Genomic DNA, 17,210 nt, shown 5'->3' on the forward strand with positions numbered 1-17,210 from the left:
CGCCTGCGATGGGAGCATCATCTGGCATCGGAGCCGCTTGAGTACGCTCACTGTGGAGATTATTATCACACCCGTCGGCGCATTATTTTAATTATCCGGGTTGAAGTCATGGAGAAAGTACTCAGAACGTCCATACTTTATGCACTTGATTTTTTTTGTTCAAATAAAGTTGATTTACTGGACTCATAGTAAATGTGTATAATACACTTGGATAGGTAATCACATTGAGGGAGGACTTACAATGGCATTAGTTTCCATGAAAGACATGCTTAACAAAGCTCTGCAAGAAGGTTACGCTGTTGGTCAATTCAACATCAACAACCTGGAGTGGACACAAGCGATCCTGGCTGCGGCTGAAGAAGAGAAATCACCAGTTATTCTGGGTGTTTCCGAGGGTGCGGCTCGTTATATGGGAGGCTTCACAGTTGTAACTTCGATTGTTAAATCGCTGATCGAGGAAATGAAGATCACGGTTCCTGTTGCAATCCATCTGGACCATGGTTCCAGCGTGGAGAAGTGTAAAGCAGCGATCGATGCTGGCTTCACTTCCGTTATGATTGACGCATCGCATGATCCGTTCGAACAAAACGTAAAAACGACCAGCGAAGTTGTTGCATACGCGCACGAGCGCGGTGTATCCGTTGAAGCCGAGCTTGGAGTAGTTGGCGGACAAGAGGATGATGTAATCGCTGACGGCGTTATCTATGCAGATCCTAAGGAGTGCAAAGAGCTGGTAGAGCGCACAGGTATCGATTGCCTGGCTCCTGCTCTTGGTTCCGTTCATGGTCCTTACAAGGGTGAACCGAACCTGGGCTTCAAGGAAATGGAAGAGATCTGCCAAATGATCAAGCTGCCACTGGTTCTTCATGGCGGGACAGGCATTCCTACTGATCATATCAAGAGAGCGATTTCGCTCGGAACGGCTAAGATCAACGTTAACACCGAAAACCAAATCGCCTTCACCAAGGTTGCTCGTGAAATCCTGACTAAGGACCTCGAAGTTTACGATCCGCGTAAATTCCTGGCACCAGGCCGCGATGCAATCAAGCAAACGGTTGCCGGCAAAATGCGTGAGTTTGGTTCCTCGAACAAAGCCTAATCGCATAGCTGAACACATATCGAAGAAGGATTGGACAAACTGTCCAATCCTTTTTGTATTTGAAAGCCTGCTCACCATGGCGTTCCCTAATATGCTCTACAAGGGAGCTTCGTGCTGCCTTAAATTCCACCTTACTTGACTGCCTGCAGCCAGTCCTGATAAGTCTTAACGACGGGCAGGCTGGATGCCGGCTTCCACGGCAGGTATTTCACTGCATGAGACGTATTAAACAGGACAACCTCATCGTCCGGGCGAATCCAGCTTTGATCCAGGAGCCGGGTTAGACCGGCCAGCGTCGCAGCCCCTTCTGGCGAAGCGGATATTCCAAGCCTGCCATAGGCAGCCCCGGCCTGCTGGATTTCTTCCCGGGTTACCGCGACTGCTGTTCCGCCCGACTCTTGCAGAATAGAGAGAATCAAATGCCCGTCAGGAGGATTCGGTACCCGCATGCCTGTAGGACTGGAGATGACATGCTTGACCTGTGGTTTGAATTCGCCGCTGCCCGCCATGGAATCAACAAGCGGCTGGCATCCAGCCTCCTGCACGCTGACCATTCGCGGCAGATCTCCGTTAATGAAGCCCAGCTGCTTAAGCTGCTGAAAGGCATTCCACATGCCGATTACCCCGGAGCCGCCTCCCGTAGGATAGATGATGACATCCGGCAGCTTCCAGTTCAGCTGCTCCGCCAGCTCGAGCCCCATCGTCTTCTTGCCCTCTGCTCTGCCAGGCTCCTTCAGAGTACCGACGTTATACCAGCCTTGTACCTGCTGCCCGTCTGAGATGATCTTCCCGGCGTCATGAATGAATCCATCGACCAGACAGGTATGGGCGCCATATTGTACGCATTCTTCTACAATAAGTCCGGGACAATCCCGGGGGACAAACACATAGGCTTCCATCCCCGCATAAGCTGCATATGCTGCTAAAGCGGATGCAGCGTTGCCGTTGGAATTGACCGCTACCTTCTTAATGCCGTGTGCACGGGCAATGGAAAGCGCAGCCGAGAAGCCGCGCGATTTGAAGCTGCCTGTCGGATTCTGTTCCTCTCTCTTGACCCACAGCTTCCCGACAGGCAGCAGACGCTCGGCTTGATGCATGCGAATCAGCGGTGACCAGCCTTCTCCAAGGGAGATAATATGGTCCTCATGCTGTACAGGCAGAAGCTCCCGGTACCTCCACATGGATGACACCCTGTGTTTAAGACTTTCCTTGGTCAGGGTTCGGCCTGCGCGCTCAAGATCATATTCGACCAGCAGGGTTCCTCCGCAGCTGCATGTGCTAGGCCCTGGCCGGAAAGATTGCCGTTGTCCGCAACTGCGGCATACAAAGCCAAAATTCATTACCTGAAGTCCTCCTGTCATTTCGGATGTAACATCATACAGCTTATGTTCATCTCCTCATACAGTGTGGTTATGAGCTAGGGGTGTGAGAAATTCATCTTCTACCCAGTCAGTTTTACATCATCTGCATAGTCTGCTGTAGGTACCTTGTGTGAAAGAGAGGGATTGATTCATTGCAAAGACTGATGTGCAAAGGGAAAATTCATAGAGCAACGGTGACAGAAGCGAGCCTGGACTATGTGGGCAGCATAACGATCGATTCCAAGCTGATGAAGGAAGCCAACATTCACCCTTACGAAATGGTACAGGTGACCAGCCTGCGCAACGCAACACGATGGAAAACCTATGCCATACCGGGTGGAGAAGGAACAGGTAAGATTTGTCTGAACGGGCCGCCTGCCCATCTGTTTCAGCCTGGGGACCTGGTCATTATCCTGAGTATGGGACTGTATGAAGAAGAGGAAGTCAAGCGTCTTGTGCCAAGAGTTGTATTCGTGGATGCCAATAACCGGATTACCCGGTGCGAGGATCATCCCCTATTCAACGATGAGGGAGCGGTGAACTGGCATGACTTACAGCCGTGATAAACTGACCAAATACCGTGTTATGAGAAATGCTTCCGCTTTGGCTGCATCGCTTCCGCACACCCGCTCTCTCTCTAAGCTTCATCTGCAATCCCTTCTTAAACAATATGGGAAAGTAATCGTTAAGCCCTCCGGCGGGTATGGGGGAGCCGGCGTGATGTCCGTATCGGTGAAGGGCACGGGCTATGAAGTCCATTACGGACGCAGCAGGAAGACATTTTCCTCTTTACCGCTTCTATATTCCTATATAAAAAGCAAAACGGGAGGTCTTCGCTATATTGTACAGCGCAAGATTCCCTTGGCTAAGGTGAAAGGAAGACCCTTCGATATACGTGTCATGGTGCAGAGAACGAAAAAGTCGGGCTGGTCGGTAACAGGCAAGCTGGCGAAGATCGCAGGGCCCGGATATATTGTGACCAATGTGGCGCGCAGCAAAGGAAGGGTTGCCCCGCTTGCCGATGCCATAAGCTCCTCCAACATTACCGGAAAATCCGTTAAGCAGCTGCAGAGCCAGATTGACCGGGTTTCCTTGAGATCTGCCAAGCAGCTGCAGAAATATTACCGGATTGATACGGTTGGACTGGATATTGGTCTGGATGCCAAGGGGAAGGCATGGATTATTGAACCGAATTTCAAACCCGATAAGTCTCTGTTCCGGAAACTGCGGGATAAGTCCATGTACAGGGCAGTTATGTCCTTCTACAACCGGCGCTACTATCGATAGTACAACCGGCAGATGATTCTGGAGGTGCAGGGCTGGCGCATTCACGCTTAGCCCTGTTACCCCGTTAACCAGCAGTCTCGAAATCCTCCACCTTCCGCTTCCTCTTATCCGTTCCCCATCTTCTGAGGACCATCGATCGCAGCGGCTCCAGGTTAACCAGTACCGTACCCGTAATAATGGTTAGAGCTCCGATAAGCGAGACCGGGGTCAGCTTCTCCTGATAGAGGGCTGCACCTGCTGTCAGCGCGATAAGAGGTGAGACATACAGCCAGGTAGACGGAAATACCGGGTTGGTCTTGCTGACCAGGTACATATACAGGCTGTGTCCGACGATGGAGCCAACGACGATCAGGTAGCTGACCGAAGCCAGAAACGCGGGCTGAACAACGGCTGTCCACCGAACGTCTTCGGTGCACAGGGACAGCAAGAGGAGCAGAAGTCCGCCGTGCATCATCTGGACGGAATTGGCCGCCAGGGGAGAGGTCCTCGTCCGCTCTCTGGCCGTCTGTGCATACAGCGTACCCCCGGCATAAAAGATTTCGCCTGCGATGATGACCAGACAACCAAACAGCCACAGGCTGCTCAGGGAAACCGACAGGCTGGGCAGAATCAGCAGCAGTACGCCCAATATCCCTACTATACAGCCGGCTATAGCGGCCGGCTTCAGCTTCTGCTTCAGGATGAAGGCCTGCATCAGCATAATCATCAGGGTTCCGGTAGCAGAGAGAACCGAAGCCATCCCGGACGAGATATGCTGCTCCGCCCAGTACAGCGTGCCAAAGGTGCCGAATGTCATCCCGATGCCCACGAGCAGCAGGTCACGGCTGACCAGCAGCTTAAAGGGGATTCTCTCCTTGATCCGCATGACGAGGAACAGGATAACTCCCGCTGTGAAGAAGCGAAGCCCGCCAGCGAAGAACGGTGCCACTCCCGCGTCAACCCCGATCTTGATCACCAGAAAGGTTGTGCCAAATATAAGACACATTACTGCATAATTTACTATAATCATCTTTAATCCCCTCCGTGGAAATCATCATAACCGGAGTACGGCAGAACAGATGCCAAAGAACAGAACAGATGAGGCGTTCCTGTGATACACTGGTCGGTAGAGGAGGCGGAAGCGGTGAGTTTACTGTCTAGAGAGAAAGGCCAGTCCTATCTGTTTGAACAGGTCTACGATATGCTTGTGCAGCGTATTGACCGGCGGGAATGGCGAGCGCATGAGAAGCTGCCGTCGATTCGGCAGCTGGCACTTGAAATGAAGGTTCACCGGTTAACAGTGTTCAAGGCCTTTCAGATGCTGAAACAGCAGAACAAAGTCTATGTGAAGGACAAGACAGGCTATTATGTCCAGTCAGGCATTGCACCGTCAGAATTCGCGGATGAACCGCTTGTAAATGCTTATCCGAGACAAAATCTTCTGTCGGCCCTTCAATCGGCAGTCGTAGATTATCATTTGACCCAAGCGCTGATCGACCCCAGTCTGCTGCCGAACCAATACTTCTCGGCTTATGTGAAGAAGGTGTTCGACCTGTATCCGAAGGTGCTGTCTACCTATGCGCCGGTAGAAGGGGACAGTGAACTGCGGGAGTCGCTTGCCCGTTATTTTGCCCGGACCTGCGGTACATACGTGTCTTCCGAGCAGCTGTTGATCACCACAGGGGCACAGCAGGCCATTCATCTGGTCGCGCAGTCCTTCCTTAAACCAAGAGACACTGTTATGCTCGAGCGTCCCAGCTACAGCGCGGCCATTGATACATTCCGGGGACAGGGCGCTCATATTGTAACCGTTGATATTACCGAGTCGGGCTATGATATGGACGCGGTTGAAGCGGCTATGCGAACTTACAAGCCAAGGCTGTTCTATATTAATCCAACCTTTCACAACCCTACAGGCGCCGTGGTGCCTGCGAGTCAGCGCAAGAGACTGGTTGAGCTGGCTGATCGGTACCGCTGCCTGATTATTGAGGATGATACGTATCCCGATATCTATTTCGGCAGCAAGCCGGTTCCCCCGGTCTACACGTTCGATACGGCGGAATCTGTCATCTATATCAGAAGCTTCTGCAAGTATGTCTCACCGGGTCTTCGGATCGCGGCGATGATCTGTCCGCCGGCGCTGATGAGCACTCTGGTGACGGCCAAGTCACTCGCGGATAATGGTTCGCCGCTGCTCAATCAGAAGATCTTCCTGCATTACTTTGAATCTGAACGGCTGCAGCAGCACTTCGACAAGCTGCGGATTGCCCTGCAGATCCGCAAGGAAGTGATGGAAGAGGAGCTGTCCCGGACAGACTGGCAGTGGGTTAGTCCCGGGGGCGGCCTGAACCTCTGGGTCCAGCTTCCTGCAGGCCAGGATGTCAGCCGGCTGCTTGCCGCTGCGCTTGAACGCTCGGTAGCTTTCGTCCCGGGAAGCTACTTCGATCCCGATAACCGGGCCTCCACACATATTCGGTTAAGCTACTCCTATCTCAATGAGTCCAGGCTGAGAGAAGGGATAAGGCGTCTGGTGGAGGCAGGGAATGGGAACAGCTAGGAGGAATTGGCCGGGCATAGCTGGAAGTGTAAAGGTGTACATATAGTTGATGCAACAACCGGAAGCGGCTCAGCTGCCGCTCCCGGATAACGGGAGGATGGCTGTAATGACGAAGGAAATGACGCTATCTAAGGAAACCGCTTACAACATTCAAGTACCAGCAGCAGGTGCGGTTAAGCATGCTTGGGATATGATCGCGCGGGATCATGAGAACGTCTTTGGCAGCAAGCCGCTTCGCAAGGAGCCCGGTACCATTACAATCCGTTACGCGGCCTCTGATGAGGAATGTCCGGCATGGCCGGAAGCCTACAGCTTTCAATTTAGCGGGGAAGGGGATTCACGAAGACTCGAGATCATCGGCCGGGATGAGCTGGGCTTGATATACGGGATGCTTCATTACAGCCGGGCCTGTCTGGGAGTGGATCCGTTCTGGTTCTGGGCAGATCTGCCGCCCGCCAGGAGGGAGTCTGTGACCATTACCGCGGAATCGTTTCATTCTGCTAAACCCAAAGTCCGCTACAGGGGCTGGTTTGTTAATGATGAGGTATGCCTGATTGGATGGAAGGAAGAGTACCCGCCGACGCGGGAGGTGTGGCTGCCGGTCTTTGAAGCGCTGCTGCGGTGCGGAGGCAATATGGTGATCCCTGGAACTGATCTGCCGAAGCATGGCGTCCATCATGAGCTCGCAGCGGAGATGGGGCTCTGGATTACCCATCACCACGCAGAGCCGCTCGGGGCTGAGATGTTCCTGCGGGCTTATCCAGGAAAGCAGCCGAGCTACCTGCAGCATCCCGGGCTGTTCGAGAACCTGTGGCGGGAGGCAATTGAGAAGCAGCAGGAGAACAAGATCGTCTGGGTTCTGTCGTTCAGGGGTCAGGGGGACAAGCCCTTCTGGGAGGATGATCCTTCCTTCGATACACCCGAGAAGCGGGGAGCCATGATCGCCTCAGTCATCAAGCGCCAGTATGAGATGGTTAGAGAGACGGTGGCGGAACCGGTCTGCTGCATGGCCATGTATGGCGAGATTGCCGAATTATATAAAGCCGGGCATATTCAGGTTCCGGCGGGCATTATAAAAGTATGGGCGGACAACGGTTACGGGAAAATGGTATCACGCCGGCACGGAAGCCTGAACGAGCGGATACCAGCTCTTCCTTCAGCCGATGACAGCGGCAAACATGGCCTTTATTATCATGTGACCTTCCATGATCTTCAGGCTTCTAATCACCTGACCTTGTTCCCGTCATCGCCTGAACTGATCACGGGGGAATTGGCGGCGGCGTTTCAGGCGGGGGCAGATGAATATCTGCTATTGAACTGCGGCAATATCCGTCAGCATCTCTATACACTGGATCTGGTCAGCCGCTGCTGGCAGGATGGTCCGCCGGCCGGACAGGATGAGGAGGGGCTGTCCCGGTTTGCCGGACGTTTGTTCACGAGGGAGCTGGAAGACATTACCTCGCTGTACCGCCGGTATTTTGCCAGCACGATTGCCTATGGTCCCCATCCGGATGACCGTGCCGGCGAGGAGTTCTACCATCATCCTGCGCGGCAGATCATCGGCCGGTGGATCAGCCGGGGCGGAGATGAGCCTGAACCGTCACTGGTGTGGGCGGCAGGAAGACAGCCGTTTCCCGCACAGGTAGCGTGGTTCGGAAGGAAGGCAGCGGATGCGCTGCCCAGCTGGGAGCAGCTCGCGGAAGACTGCCGTACCATAATGGGCAGGCTCCAGCAGGAGGAATCCCGGCGTCTGCATGACCACCTGCTCTTCCATATAGAGCTCCATGCCTCCGGCTGCCGGGGACTCGCAGCACTGAGCAGAGCTTATCAGGCTTGCTGGACGGGTCATTATCCGCTTGCTTTCGTACATGCTTCGCAGTCTATGCGGGATTATGCCGAAGGGCTGCACGTGCTGCAGACTGCCGAGCATGGCAGGTGGCGCCACTTCTATAGGGCGGACTGGCTGACCAATATAGCTAACACTGTGGAGCATGCCGATACGCTGCGCCGGTATCTCCGGATGCACGGCGACAGCCCGGATATGTTCCTGTGGTACAAGGCGTATTTGATGCCTGAGACCGAGAAATATATTTATCTGGAGAACACTCACCGCAGGCCCCTCAGTGATGATGAGCTGGCCCGGAGGCTCAGAGATTATTTTCTGGACAGTGGTGAACTTCAAGCCGGCTCTTAAGCCGCGCTCGACTTTCCGGTAATCCCGTGTAATAATGGATGTTTGACCCGCAGCTTGTACTTGTAAAATGTGGAGGCATAAAAGAAGTGGCGAGATATCCGTTTGACTATGAACCGAAACGGCCGTTCATTCAACAGGCAGGCGAATGGATTGGGGATGTGTTCTACGATGTGCTGCCTGAAGCGGGCTTCGAGGTCCGCGACGAGCAGATTTATATGGCGTATCAGCTTGAACGAGCCTATATGGACAAGAAGACGATGTTTGCGGAGGCGGGCGTTGGTACCGGCAAGACACTGGTCTACCTTCTGTATGCGCTTCTCTATGCGAGGCATACAGGCAAGCCAGCTGTCATCGCCTGTGCGGATGAATCGCTGATCGAGCAGCTGGTGAAGCCGGAAGGCGATATTGCCAAGCTGAAGAAGCACCTGAATTTGGACATTGATGTCCGGCTGGGCAAATCTCCTGACCAGTACCTGTGTTTGCGCAAGCTGGATGATGCCGGCACGGCTGCCCTGGAGGAGGATGGAATCCGCTTCCGGGAGATCTACGAAGAGCTGCCGGAATTTGTCCGCAAGCCCGCCCCCATGCAGTCTTTCCATGCTTATGGGGACCGCAAGCAGTACCCGGATTTAAATGATGAACAGTGGAGCAGGGTCAGCTGGGATGTGTTTCAGGACTGTTTCGTGTGCGATAGAAGACACCGCTGCGGCCAAACGCTGTCCCGGGATTATTTCCGCAAGGCTGCCGAAATCATTGTCTGCTCGCATGATTACTATATGGAGCATGTCTGGACTTACGAGAGCCGTAAGCGCGAAGGACAGCTTGCGCTGCTTCCTGAGCACAGCTCTGTTGTCTTTGATGAGGGTCATCTGGTGGAAACGGCGGCGATGAAGGCGCTGAGCTACAAGCTGAAGCATGATGTGTTCGAGGGTATGATCACCCGTCTGCTGGAGGGAGAGGTCCGGGAGACGCTCGCTGTTCTCATTGATGAGGTGATTGACCAGAGCTATCTGCTATTTGAGGTGCTGGCGGCTCAAAGTCGTCCGATCGCGGGATCAGACCGCAACCAGATCGACCTGAATCCGCGTCTGCTCCAGGAAGTGAAGCGGTTTAGAGGCTTGCTCGATGCAATAGAGGAGGAGCTTGTGTTCGAGGGCGAGATGTATACGCTGAATGAATACCAGCTGCGAATCGTTGAAGAGCATATTGAGATGATGCAGAAGGCTCTGGCACTGTTCGACAATCCGGACACGCTGATTTGCTGGAGCAGCGGCACGGGCAGCGGACTCACGCTGTCTATCATGCCGCGGACGGTTAAGGAGATGCTGCGGGAGAGGGTGTTCGCCTCCCGTATGCCGATCGTCTTCTCATCGGCTACCTTGTCGGTAGGCGGCTCCTTCTCGTTCATTGCGGATAGTCTCGGTGTTGAAGATTACCTCTCCTTCTCGGTACCGTCGCCATATGATTATGTGGAGCATATGGAAGCGCTGGCCCCCGTGTGGAAGGAACAGGCTTCCTTCGATGAGAAGCTGGGGGCGGCGGCCCGTCTGCTGCGCCGGACAGAAGGAAGGGCACTGATCTTGTTCAGCAGCCGCGAGGAGCTGGGCAGGTTCAAGTCCGCTGTGAATGTTCATCCTGACTACAGCGGGCTGGAATTTCTCTTTGAAGGCGATGCGGAAATCAGCCACCTGATCTCCCGGTTCCAGCAGGAGGAGCAGACGGTACTGTGTGCGGTCAGTCTATGGGAAGGTCTCGATGTACCGGGCCCGTCGCTGTCGAATGTGATCGTATGGTCTCTGCCGTATCCGCCGCAGGACCCCGTCTTCATGGTGAAACGGAAGGAAGCGGCCGCTCCGTTCGAGGAGGTGGACCTGCCTTATATGCTTCTGCGGCTGAGGCAGGGCATGGGCAGATTGATTAGATCCCGCAGCGATAAGGGGATTTTTGCGGTTCTCAGCAATGAACTGCATATAAGGCCTCAGGTAAGAGAGCATATCGATGCCGTGCTGCCGGAAGGCGTTTCATTCCGGGAGCCGGACTTATCATGAAACAGAAGGGTTTCCGCCAGACAAGTTTCGGCAGAACCCCTTTTTTTACGTCAGAACAATGTTTAGTTAAACAGAGATTTGGTTAAAGAGATGTGCTGGTTGTATTCGACCATAATTCATCTATGTTGGGAGTGCTCAAGTTGGAAATCGGGAGCGAAGAATTGTTTGGACACCAACCGCTGTTTGAACATGTATTTAACAATGCTCCAATCGGAATAGCTATCATTTCCCTGGATTATGAATGGATCAGCGTGAATCCAGCTGTTTATCGGATATTCGGCTTAACACCCGGCGAGCTGCATGCAGTTGCTCCCAAGGATTTCATTCATCCTGACGGAGATTATGAGGATAATTATCTGCAGCTGCTGCTGGATGGCGAAAGCCATGCATTTGAGATTGAGAAGAGGCACCGGAACAAGAAGGGGGAAGAGATATACGCTTCACTTCATGTATCGCTTGTGCAGGCTGAATCTCCCAGGAAGCCGCTTTATTTTATTCTGCAGGCCGTTGATGTGACGAAGAACAAGGCTGCCGAAAGACGCCTGCAGGAAAGTATTGAGCGCTATACCTCGCTGAAGAAGTATAATCACGATATGATTATCTCTTTTGGCCTGGATGGCCGGATTATTAACGGCAACCGTATGGCTGAGCAGGTTACCGGTTATGAGATCCAGGAACTGATTGGCGGCAAAATTTCTATGCTGATCGGGATGGAAAATATGAACCGTATTCTATTCAATCCGCTGAATTATTCCATTGTCGAGAAGGAAATCAGCTTTGTCCGTAATAAAGCAGGCCATGAGGTGGAGGTGTTATCCACGCTCGCCCCGATTATTATTCACAATGAGAATGTGGGCTTCTATCTCATCGCCAAGGATATGACGGAGCAGAAGAAGCTTATTATTGAGAAGGAAGCCGCCGAGAAAACAAACCGTGCCAAGAGTGATTTCCTTGCCATGATGAGCCATGAAATCCGTACTCCGATGAATGGAGTAATCGGGATTACCGATCTGCTTCTGGACTCGGGCCTGAGCACAGAGCAGAAGGAATATGCCCAGCTCATCAAGCGCAGCGGCGAGACGCTGCTTAGCATTATTAATGATATCCTTGATTTCTCCAAAATTGAGTCGGGCAAGGAAGAGCTTGTCACCAGCCCGTTTAATATCAGGGAAGCTTTGTCGGACACGCTGCAGGTATTCATTCCGAAGGCACTGGACAAGAACCTGGAGATCCAGACATCGGTTGACTCAGAAGTTCCTGCTGTCGTCACGGGCGATATGTTGAAAATCAGACAGGTTCTGATGAATCTGCTCAGCAATGCAGTCAAGTTTACACCGAGAGGTACGATATCTGTGTTGATTGAACGATTGTCCCAGGACAATGGGCAGCTTATTCTTGCCTTTTCGGTAAGGGACACGGGCGTGGGGATTCCGGAGGATAAGGTGAGCCACCTGTTCGAGCCGTTCTCGCAAATGAATTCCTTCATGTCACGAACGGTGGAAGGCACGGGACTCGGACTAGCCATCTGCAGGCGGCTGGTCCAGCTTATGGGCGGGGAAATCTGGTATGAGCCTTCGAAAGACGGGACAGGAGCGGTATTCACGTTTACCCTGCCGTTCAGCTCTTCAAATACGCAACAAATGGCGGCGGTTGAGGCTAAGCTTGCAGAGGAACAGAGGGTTGTACCCGGATCTCTCCGGATTATGATTGCGGAAGACAACCATGTGAACCAGATCGTCTTGAGGAAGATGATCGAGCGGCTGGGCCATCAGGCCGATGTCTTCTGCAATGGACTGGAAGCTGTCGATGCCTACGAGCAGCATCCCTACGATATCATCTTCATGGACATCCAGATGCCGGGATTGGATGGGCTGGAGGCGGCCCAAAGAATTCGAATGGAGACGAAGTGGGAGCATAAACCATTTATCGTTGCCATAACCGCCCATGCGATGAAGGGTGACCGGGAAAAATATCTGGAGCTTGGCATGGATGAATACATCAGCAAGCCGGTCAGCAAAGAAGCGGTTTCGAAGGTTTTTGACCAGTATGCAGACAGAGGGACACAAGCCAAGCAGCATATAAAGCTGAACGTTCAAGAATATTAAGGGCGCTTAGGAACAGGAAGGCATTCGGAATTGTAGTTCCGGATGCCTTATCTGTGCTTGGTCCTGGCCGCGTAACAGAGTTTTTGCTGCAGGTGGACGGGATGTTCCTTTTTACACCTAATCCAGCATAGTGCTGCGGAGTATCTCATAGGCTGGAAACGACTAGAGATTCATGGTATATTCACAATGTTGACACAAATTTAAGCGCTTACATAAGTGGGGAGGTGGATGTTGGAGTTCCCGGGTCGTCAGTAATTTCACATCGTTATATAAGGAGGAGTTCCGGCAATGGCACGTGAGGATATGTCACTTAACGAAACCTCTGTATTCGTAACGGAAGAAGAAATGCGCCAGGTGGATCAGTCCTATAAGCAGCAGAGAAAGCTGAGCTTTTCCTTTGGGACGGTATTCTTCTTGGTGACCCTGATGATTCCTTTCCTCAGCGGTACGGCGGAATGGTGGTACGGTACACCTTTTCTGGCCGGACTGTCCCTTAATTTCTGGACAACAATTGTGCTGTTTCACCTGTTCTACTGGGTTCTCGCCTATCTGTTTGTGAGAAGAGCCAATCAGCTTGACGAAAAACTCAAGTAGGAGGTGTACCGAACCATGCTTAATACGTATGCCATTATGATGGTGCTGACCTTGATCGTGATCACGATTGTTATTTCGCTCGTTACACGAAAGTTTAACTCCAGTACAGCGAACTTCTATCTCGCCGGCCGGAAGGTTGGCATGCTTACCAACTCAACCGCGATCTGCGGTGATTACTTCTCCGCGGCCTCTTTCCTGGGCGTGGCTGCAGCGGTATATGCCTCTGGTGTTGACGGCATGTGGTATGCGATCGGCTTTGGCGCGGCCTTTGTGCCGGTCGTGCTGTTCCTGGCCAGCCCGCTGCGTAAATTTGGCGAGTATACGATCCCCGATTTTCTATTCGCCCGATTTGGAAGAAGCCATGTGGCACGCATCATCGGGGTTGTGATGGTACAGCTGATCTGTATTTTCTACCTCGCGCCGCAGATGGTGGGAGCCGGTAATACGTGGAATGTTCTGGTAGGCGTTGGCTTCCTCGGCATGAGCCCTTATCAGACGGGTGTCGTGGCGGTTGTCATTATCATGATGTTCTATGTTGCGGTTGGCGGGATGAAGGGAACAACCCTGAACCAGATGATTCAGTTCTGGGTGCTGTTTACCGCTATGTTCATCGTCTTTGCCTTGATTCTGATTAACGGGATCGGCTCCTATGCCTCGGAGCGGGTGCCGCTCGTCAATCCGGCCACGATGACGGTGGAGAAGCTGATGGCCGGGGAAGAGGGGAGCAGGCCGTACGATCAGGCTCAGGCGGTCATGAGCCCGGAAGCTTTTGCAGAGGTGGAGGCCGCCGTGCAGCAGGGAGATCCTGCAGCCTCGGTGAACGTAGTGCTTCCCCAGACGAATAAGCTTCATCCCGAGCGGACGATGACTTTCCAGGAGCCCGGGCACCGGTATGACTGGCTGAATCAATTCTCGATGGTTCTCGCCCTGGTGCTTGGAACAATGGGTCTTCCGCATATTATGAACCGGTATTATACGAATCCTTCAGGCAAGTCGGCAAGACTGACAACACTGTGGGTACTAGGCTTCATCGGCTTCTTCTACATTATGAGCTCGGTAGCGGGCATGGGAGGACGCAAGTATGTCAGCGAGCTCTCCGGTTCTGATCCGGCCATAGCGGATTTGACCGTGGACGGTCTGCTGCTGAAATCCGATCAGATCATGCCGGTCCTCGGCAAGCTGCTGTTCGGAGAGTTCGGGTTGGGTTACGTAGCGGCGGGTGCTTTTGCGGCCATGTTCTCGACAGTGGGGGGACTGCTTATCGCTTCAGCGGCATCCTGGGGACATGATATCTACGAGAATTATGTGAACCCGAAGGCGCCGGAATGGAAGAAGGTGCTGGTCGGCAAAATTGCGGTCGTCGTGATGGGGCTGTTCTCCCTGCTGGTCGGCATCGGCATCCCTGCCATCGGGCTGGATAAAGCGTATCCGTCGCTGATCGCCATGATGGTTACTTGGGCGTTCGCCATTTCGGGAGGTGCCTTCGTGCCCATGCTGCTGTGCTCCATCTGGTGGAAGCGGACGACCCGCAACGGCGCGATCGCCGGTATGCTGGTCGGCGGCGGGGGAAGCATTCTGTTCATCGGGCTGAATATTCTGAAGGAGACGGGCGTATTCCCGGCAGGCAGCTTTGGGGCGGCGCTTGGAAGCCTTGCGTTCCCGTCCATCTTCATCATCCCGCTGAGCTTCGCTGTTATTGTGCTGGTCAGCTTGTTCGGCAGGCAGGGGCAGCCGCCTTATGTCAACAGTATTTGGGCCCGGATCCACGGCACGGACGCCTTGTCCGAGCGGGTGCGTCTGGCTATGCAGGAGGCCGAGAGCCGGGGAAGGGCTTAGGGCTTTAGCTTCTATATACGGTTTTAGCTCTGATTTCAAAGGGGCCGTCCCGGGGTCATTCCTATGGCTTATGGGGCGGCCCCGTCATGTTGTGTAGCGTCTTTGTTACAGGAGGCGGTGTGGTGCAAATCCTAATCGTGAACCATCCCGAGCGGGTGAGCAGCATGGTTGTTGTGGACGGTAGGTGCATTGCGTACTGGCCGCCGCCCCATTTGGTTTCGAAGTTATGGCCTCCTTCTACTGCACTGGGGGAGCGGTGTTCATGAATAGAGCAACCCGGGCATAGGCTTCCCCGGTATGCCATATTACAAATCTAACAGAACTCAGCAACCTTATTTCAATGCATACGGGTCGCCTCACCAGGTAAACATTCCTGTCTGCGCTAAGATTCCGTCTTAGACAAAAAAAGGGGCGCCTCGTATGATGGGGGTAGGGGAAATCGGAAGCCCTAATAACCCATCAGGAGGCGCTTACTATGAAGTCTACTGTAAGAAACGCAACAAATCAACGTATTGAACGAATTACCATGCAGCATGTTGTTGTGGGAATCGACATCGCCAAGGATGCGCACGCCGCGCAGATCACGGATTTCCGTGGACGTTCGCTCACTTCGAAACACCTGTCTTTCACCAATTCACTAGAAGGCTTTGAGAGGCTCCTCGATTGGATCAAGAAAGCGCAAGCGAAGCACAGTCTCACCTCTTTGCTTGTAGGACTGGAGCCAACAGGACATTACTGGTTCAATCTTGCAAACTGGCTTCTTCAGCAAGGGATTGAGGTCGTGCTGGTTAACCCGGTCACGACGCATCGCAATAAGGAAAATCGGGACAATAGTCCGTCCAAGAATGACCCTAAGGACGCCCTAGTCATCGCGGATGTAGTCAGCAGAGGCTATTACACCGAATATTCACCCCATGCAGCTGTGTTCAGGCGGTTAAAGACACTTATGAGTGACAGAGAATTTTGGGTAAAGCAGTCTGCCTGTTTTGCCAATCGCATCATTCGCTGGATTGACCTTTACTTTCCGGAATTCCGTCAGGTTTTCCCGAATTGGGCGACTCTCCGTTCACTGGCATCACTTAAGGCTTTCCCTTTGCCGAGCGACCTTGAAGGGCTGGATGTCGATGCTGTCATCGCCCAGTGGCGAGATCAAGGCATGAAGCGTGCCTCCGGTGTCAGCGGTAGAGCCAAGGCAGCAGAGCTTCTGGCGGCTGCAACGCGCAGCATTGGAGATAGACAAGCCCTGCAGGAAGCCAGAGATGACATTGACCGTCTGCTTGCTGCCTATGAGCATACGGCTGCCATGCTCGATGACATAGAACAGGCACTTGAGTTATTACTGGCAGACATCCCCTTAATAGAGCAACTGCGGAGCATCCAAGGGCTTGGCACCATTGCCTTGGCCGCCATTTTGAGTGGTACGGGCGATTTGCGTCATTACGCTCACGGTCAGCAAATACTGCGACGCGCCGGTCTCAATCTGGCTGAGCGAACATCTGGCAAGTTCAAGGGGCAGGTCAAGGTCTCCAAACGCGGAGACAGCACTTTGCGTAAACATCTATACTGGGGCATGTTGAGTTTGGTTCAGCGGCATCCTGACTTCAAGCAGTGGCATGCGAATAACCGGGCAAGGGGAATGAAGAAGCAAGCCTCACTTTTCAAACTAATCGGCAAACTGGCACGCATTCTCGTTGGTATGGCGCAACGGGGGGAGTCCTACCGTGAATGCGCAGACCTTGTAGCCGCTTAAAGACCGCAACCCACTACTAACCTCCAAGTTTCGCTTACGAGGATTGACTCATTCGCGGGATTTTCGGCATAACACGCACAAGAGAACCGAGTATGAGTTTCGGAAGGGCATAGACCCGTTATCTAAACGAGATCGGTCTCCACGCCATGGACAGGTATAACGAAGGAATGTGAGGGCATAGACCCGTCGAGATATGGGAGGGTGAACCTCCATGGGCCATGTGGGGTTGTGCAGGATAGCGTTTTCAAAGGGCACGTAAATCGCTGCCTCTGTTCCTGCATGTCCGCAAACCGATCCATGGGTCAATTGCCCCCCTCACGTCCAACCATCTAACCACTCCAAAACGTGAAATCCTGCGAATGAGTGAGCATTCGTGAGAAAACTCCTTAAATACGAGGGA

Annotated in this window: 12 protein-coding genes; 10 read left to right on the forward strand and 2 right to left on the reverse strand. The window is 53.1% G+C overall.

The genetic code is table 11. The features are described from left to right. The first annotated feature begins 241 nt into the window (after positions 1–241). Positions 242–1,099, forward strand: coding sequence for a class II fructose-bisphosphate aldolase (locus tag DNH61_RS08325; RefSeq protein WP_111146202.1), 858 nt, complete (start codon positions 242–244; stop codon positions 1,097–1,099). A gap of 131 nt (positions 1,100–1,230) precedes the next feature. Here DNH61_RS08325 and DNH61_RS08330 read toward each other — a convergent pair whose 3' ends face one another. After that, positions 1,231–2,460, reverse strand: a complete 1,230-nt coding sequence (locus DNH61_RS08330; RefSeq protein ID WP_342771380.1) for a threonine synthase — start codon at positions 2,458–2,460, stop codon at positions 1,231–1,233. 152 nt (positions 2,461–2,612) lie between these two features. On the opposite strand from DNH61_RS08330, the gene panD reads away from it, so the two are divergent. Together panD and DNH61_RS08340 are read left to right on the forward strand one after the other, a co-directional pair. Further along, positions 2,613–3,023, forward strand: coding sequence for an aspartate 1-decarboxylase (gene panD, locus DNH61_RS08335; protein ID WP_111146204.1), 411 nt, complete (start codon positions 2,613–2,615; stop codon positions 3,021–3,023). Continuing rightward, the gene (locus DNH61_RS08340; RefSeq protein WP_111146205.1) at positions 3,007–3,747 is read left to right on the forward strand and encodes a YheC/YheD family protein; all 741 of its coding nucleotides are present in this window, start codon (positions 3,007–3,009) and stop codon (positions 3,745–3,747) included. Before panD ends, DNH61_RS08340 begins: the two co-directional genes overlap by 17 nt. A gap of 64 nt (positions 3,748–3,811) precedes the next feature. On the opposite strand, the gene DNH61_RS08345 is transcribed toward DNH61_RS08340, so the two are convergent. Beyond that, entirely contained in the window at positions 3,812–4,756 is a 945-nt protein-coding gene (locus tag DNH61_RS08345) for a DMT family transporter (RefSeq protein WP_111146206.1), read from the reverse strand. A 123-nt stretch (positions 4,757–4,879) separates the two neighbouring features. Between DNH61_RS08345 and DNH61_RS08350 the strand changes: the two genes are divergently transcribed. The 7 genes from DNH61_RS08350 (at position 4,880) to DNH61_RS08380 (ending at position 16,810) form a co-directional block, all read left to right on the forward strand. Further along, complete coding sequence (locus DNH61_RS08350; protein WP_281272373.1) at positions 4,880–6,283, forward strand: aminotransferase-like domain-containing protein; 1,404 nt, start codon at positions 4,880–4,882, stop codon at positions 6,281–6,283. Positions 6,284–6,401: 118 nt separating this feature from the next. Then, positions 6,402–8,477, forward strand: coding sequence for a glycosyl hydrolase 115 family protein (locus DNH61_RS08355; protein WP_245948048.1), 2,076 nt, complete (start codon positions 6,402–6,404; stop codon positions 8,475–8,477). Between the two features lie 86 nt (positions 8,478–8,563). After that, the gene (locus tag DNH61_RS08360) at positions 8,564–10,525 is read left to right on the forward strand and encodes an ATP-dependent DNA helicase (RefSeq protein ID WP_111146207.1); all 1,962 of its coding nucleotides are present in this window, start codon (positions 8,564–8,566) and stop codon (positions 10,523–10,525) included. Between the two features lie 140 nt (positions 10,526–10,665). After that, positions 10,666–12,630 carry a PAS domain S-box protein gene (locus DNH61_RS08365; RefSeq protein WP_245948046.1) on the forward strand — a complete coding sequence of 655 codons (1,965 nt, stop codon included), beginning with the start codon at positions 10,666–10,668 and terminating at the stop codon, positions 12,628–12,630. Between the two features lie 288 nt (positions 12,631–12,918). Further along, positions 12,919–13,224, forward strand: a complete 306-nt coding sequence (locus DNH61_RS08370; protein WP_111146209.1) for a DUF485 domain-containing protein — start codon at positions 12,919–12,921, stop codon at positions 13,222–13,224. A 15-nt stretch (positions 13,225–13,239) separates the two neighbouring features. Further along, a complete protein-coding gene (locus tag DNH61_RS08375) occupies positions 13,240–15,060 on the forward strand; it encodes a solute symporter family protein (protein ID WP_111146210.1) in 1,821 nt (606 codons plus the stop codon). Positions 15,061–15,535: 475 nt separating this feature from the next. After that, positions 15,536–16,810 (forward strand): IS110 family RNA-guided transposase, encoded by a 1,275-nt coding sequence (locus DNH61_RS08380; protein ID WP_111145096.1) that lies wholly within the window; start codon positions 15,536–15,538, stop codon positions 16,808–16,810. Positions 16,811–17,210 lie beyond the last annotated feature (400 nt).

Origin of the sequence: Paenibacillus sambharensis (assembly GCF_003233845.1) — a bacterium.
GTDB classification, from domain to species: Bacteria; Bacillota; Bacilli; order Paenibacillales; family Paenibacillaceae; genus Paenibacillus_I; species Paenibacillus_I sambharensis.

What these genes read in the sequence shown, in the direction of transcription:
- DNH61_RS08325 (WP_111146202.1), top strand. Translation starts at nt 242, where the DNA reads ATGGCATTAGTTTCCATGAAAGACATGCTTAACAAAGCTCTGCAAGAA.
- DNH61_RS08330 (WP_342771380.1), bottom strand. Translation starts at nt 2,460, where the DNA reads ATGACAGGAGGACTTCAGGTAATGAATTTTGGCTTTGTATGCCGCAGT.
- DNH61_RS08340 (WP_111146205.1), top strand. Translation starts at nt 3,007, where the DNA reads ATGACTTACAGCCGTGATAAACTGACCAAATACCGTGTTATGAGAAAT.
- DNH61_RS08345 (WP_111146206.1), bottom strand. Translation starts at nt 4,756, where the DNA reads ATGATTATAGTAAATTATGCAGTAATGTGTCTTATATTTGGCACAACC.
- DNH61_RS08355 (WP_245948048.1), top strand. Translation starts at nt 6,402, where the DNA reads ATGACGCTATCTAAGGAAACCGCTTACAACATTCAAGTACCAGCAGCA.
- DNH61_RS08370 (WP_111146209.1), top strand. Translation starts at nt 12,919, where the DNA reads ATGGCACGTGAGGATATGTCACTTAACGAAACCTCTGTATTCGTAACG.
- DNH61_RS08375 (WP_111146210.1), top strand. Translation starts at nt 13,240, where the DNA reads ATGCTTAATACGTATGCCATTATGATGGTGCTGACCTTGATCGTGATC.
- DNH61_RS08380 (WP_111145096.1), top strand. Translation starts at nt 15,536, where the DNA reads ATGAAGTCTACTGTAAGAAACGCAACAAATCAACGTATTGAACGAATT.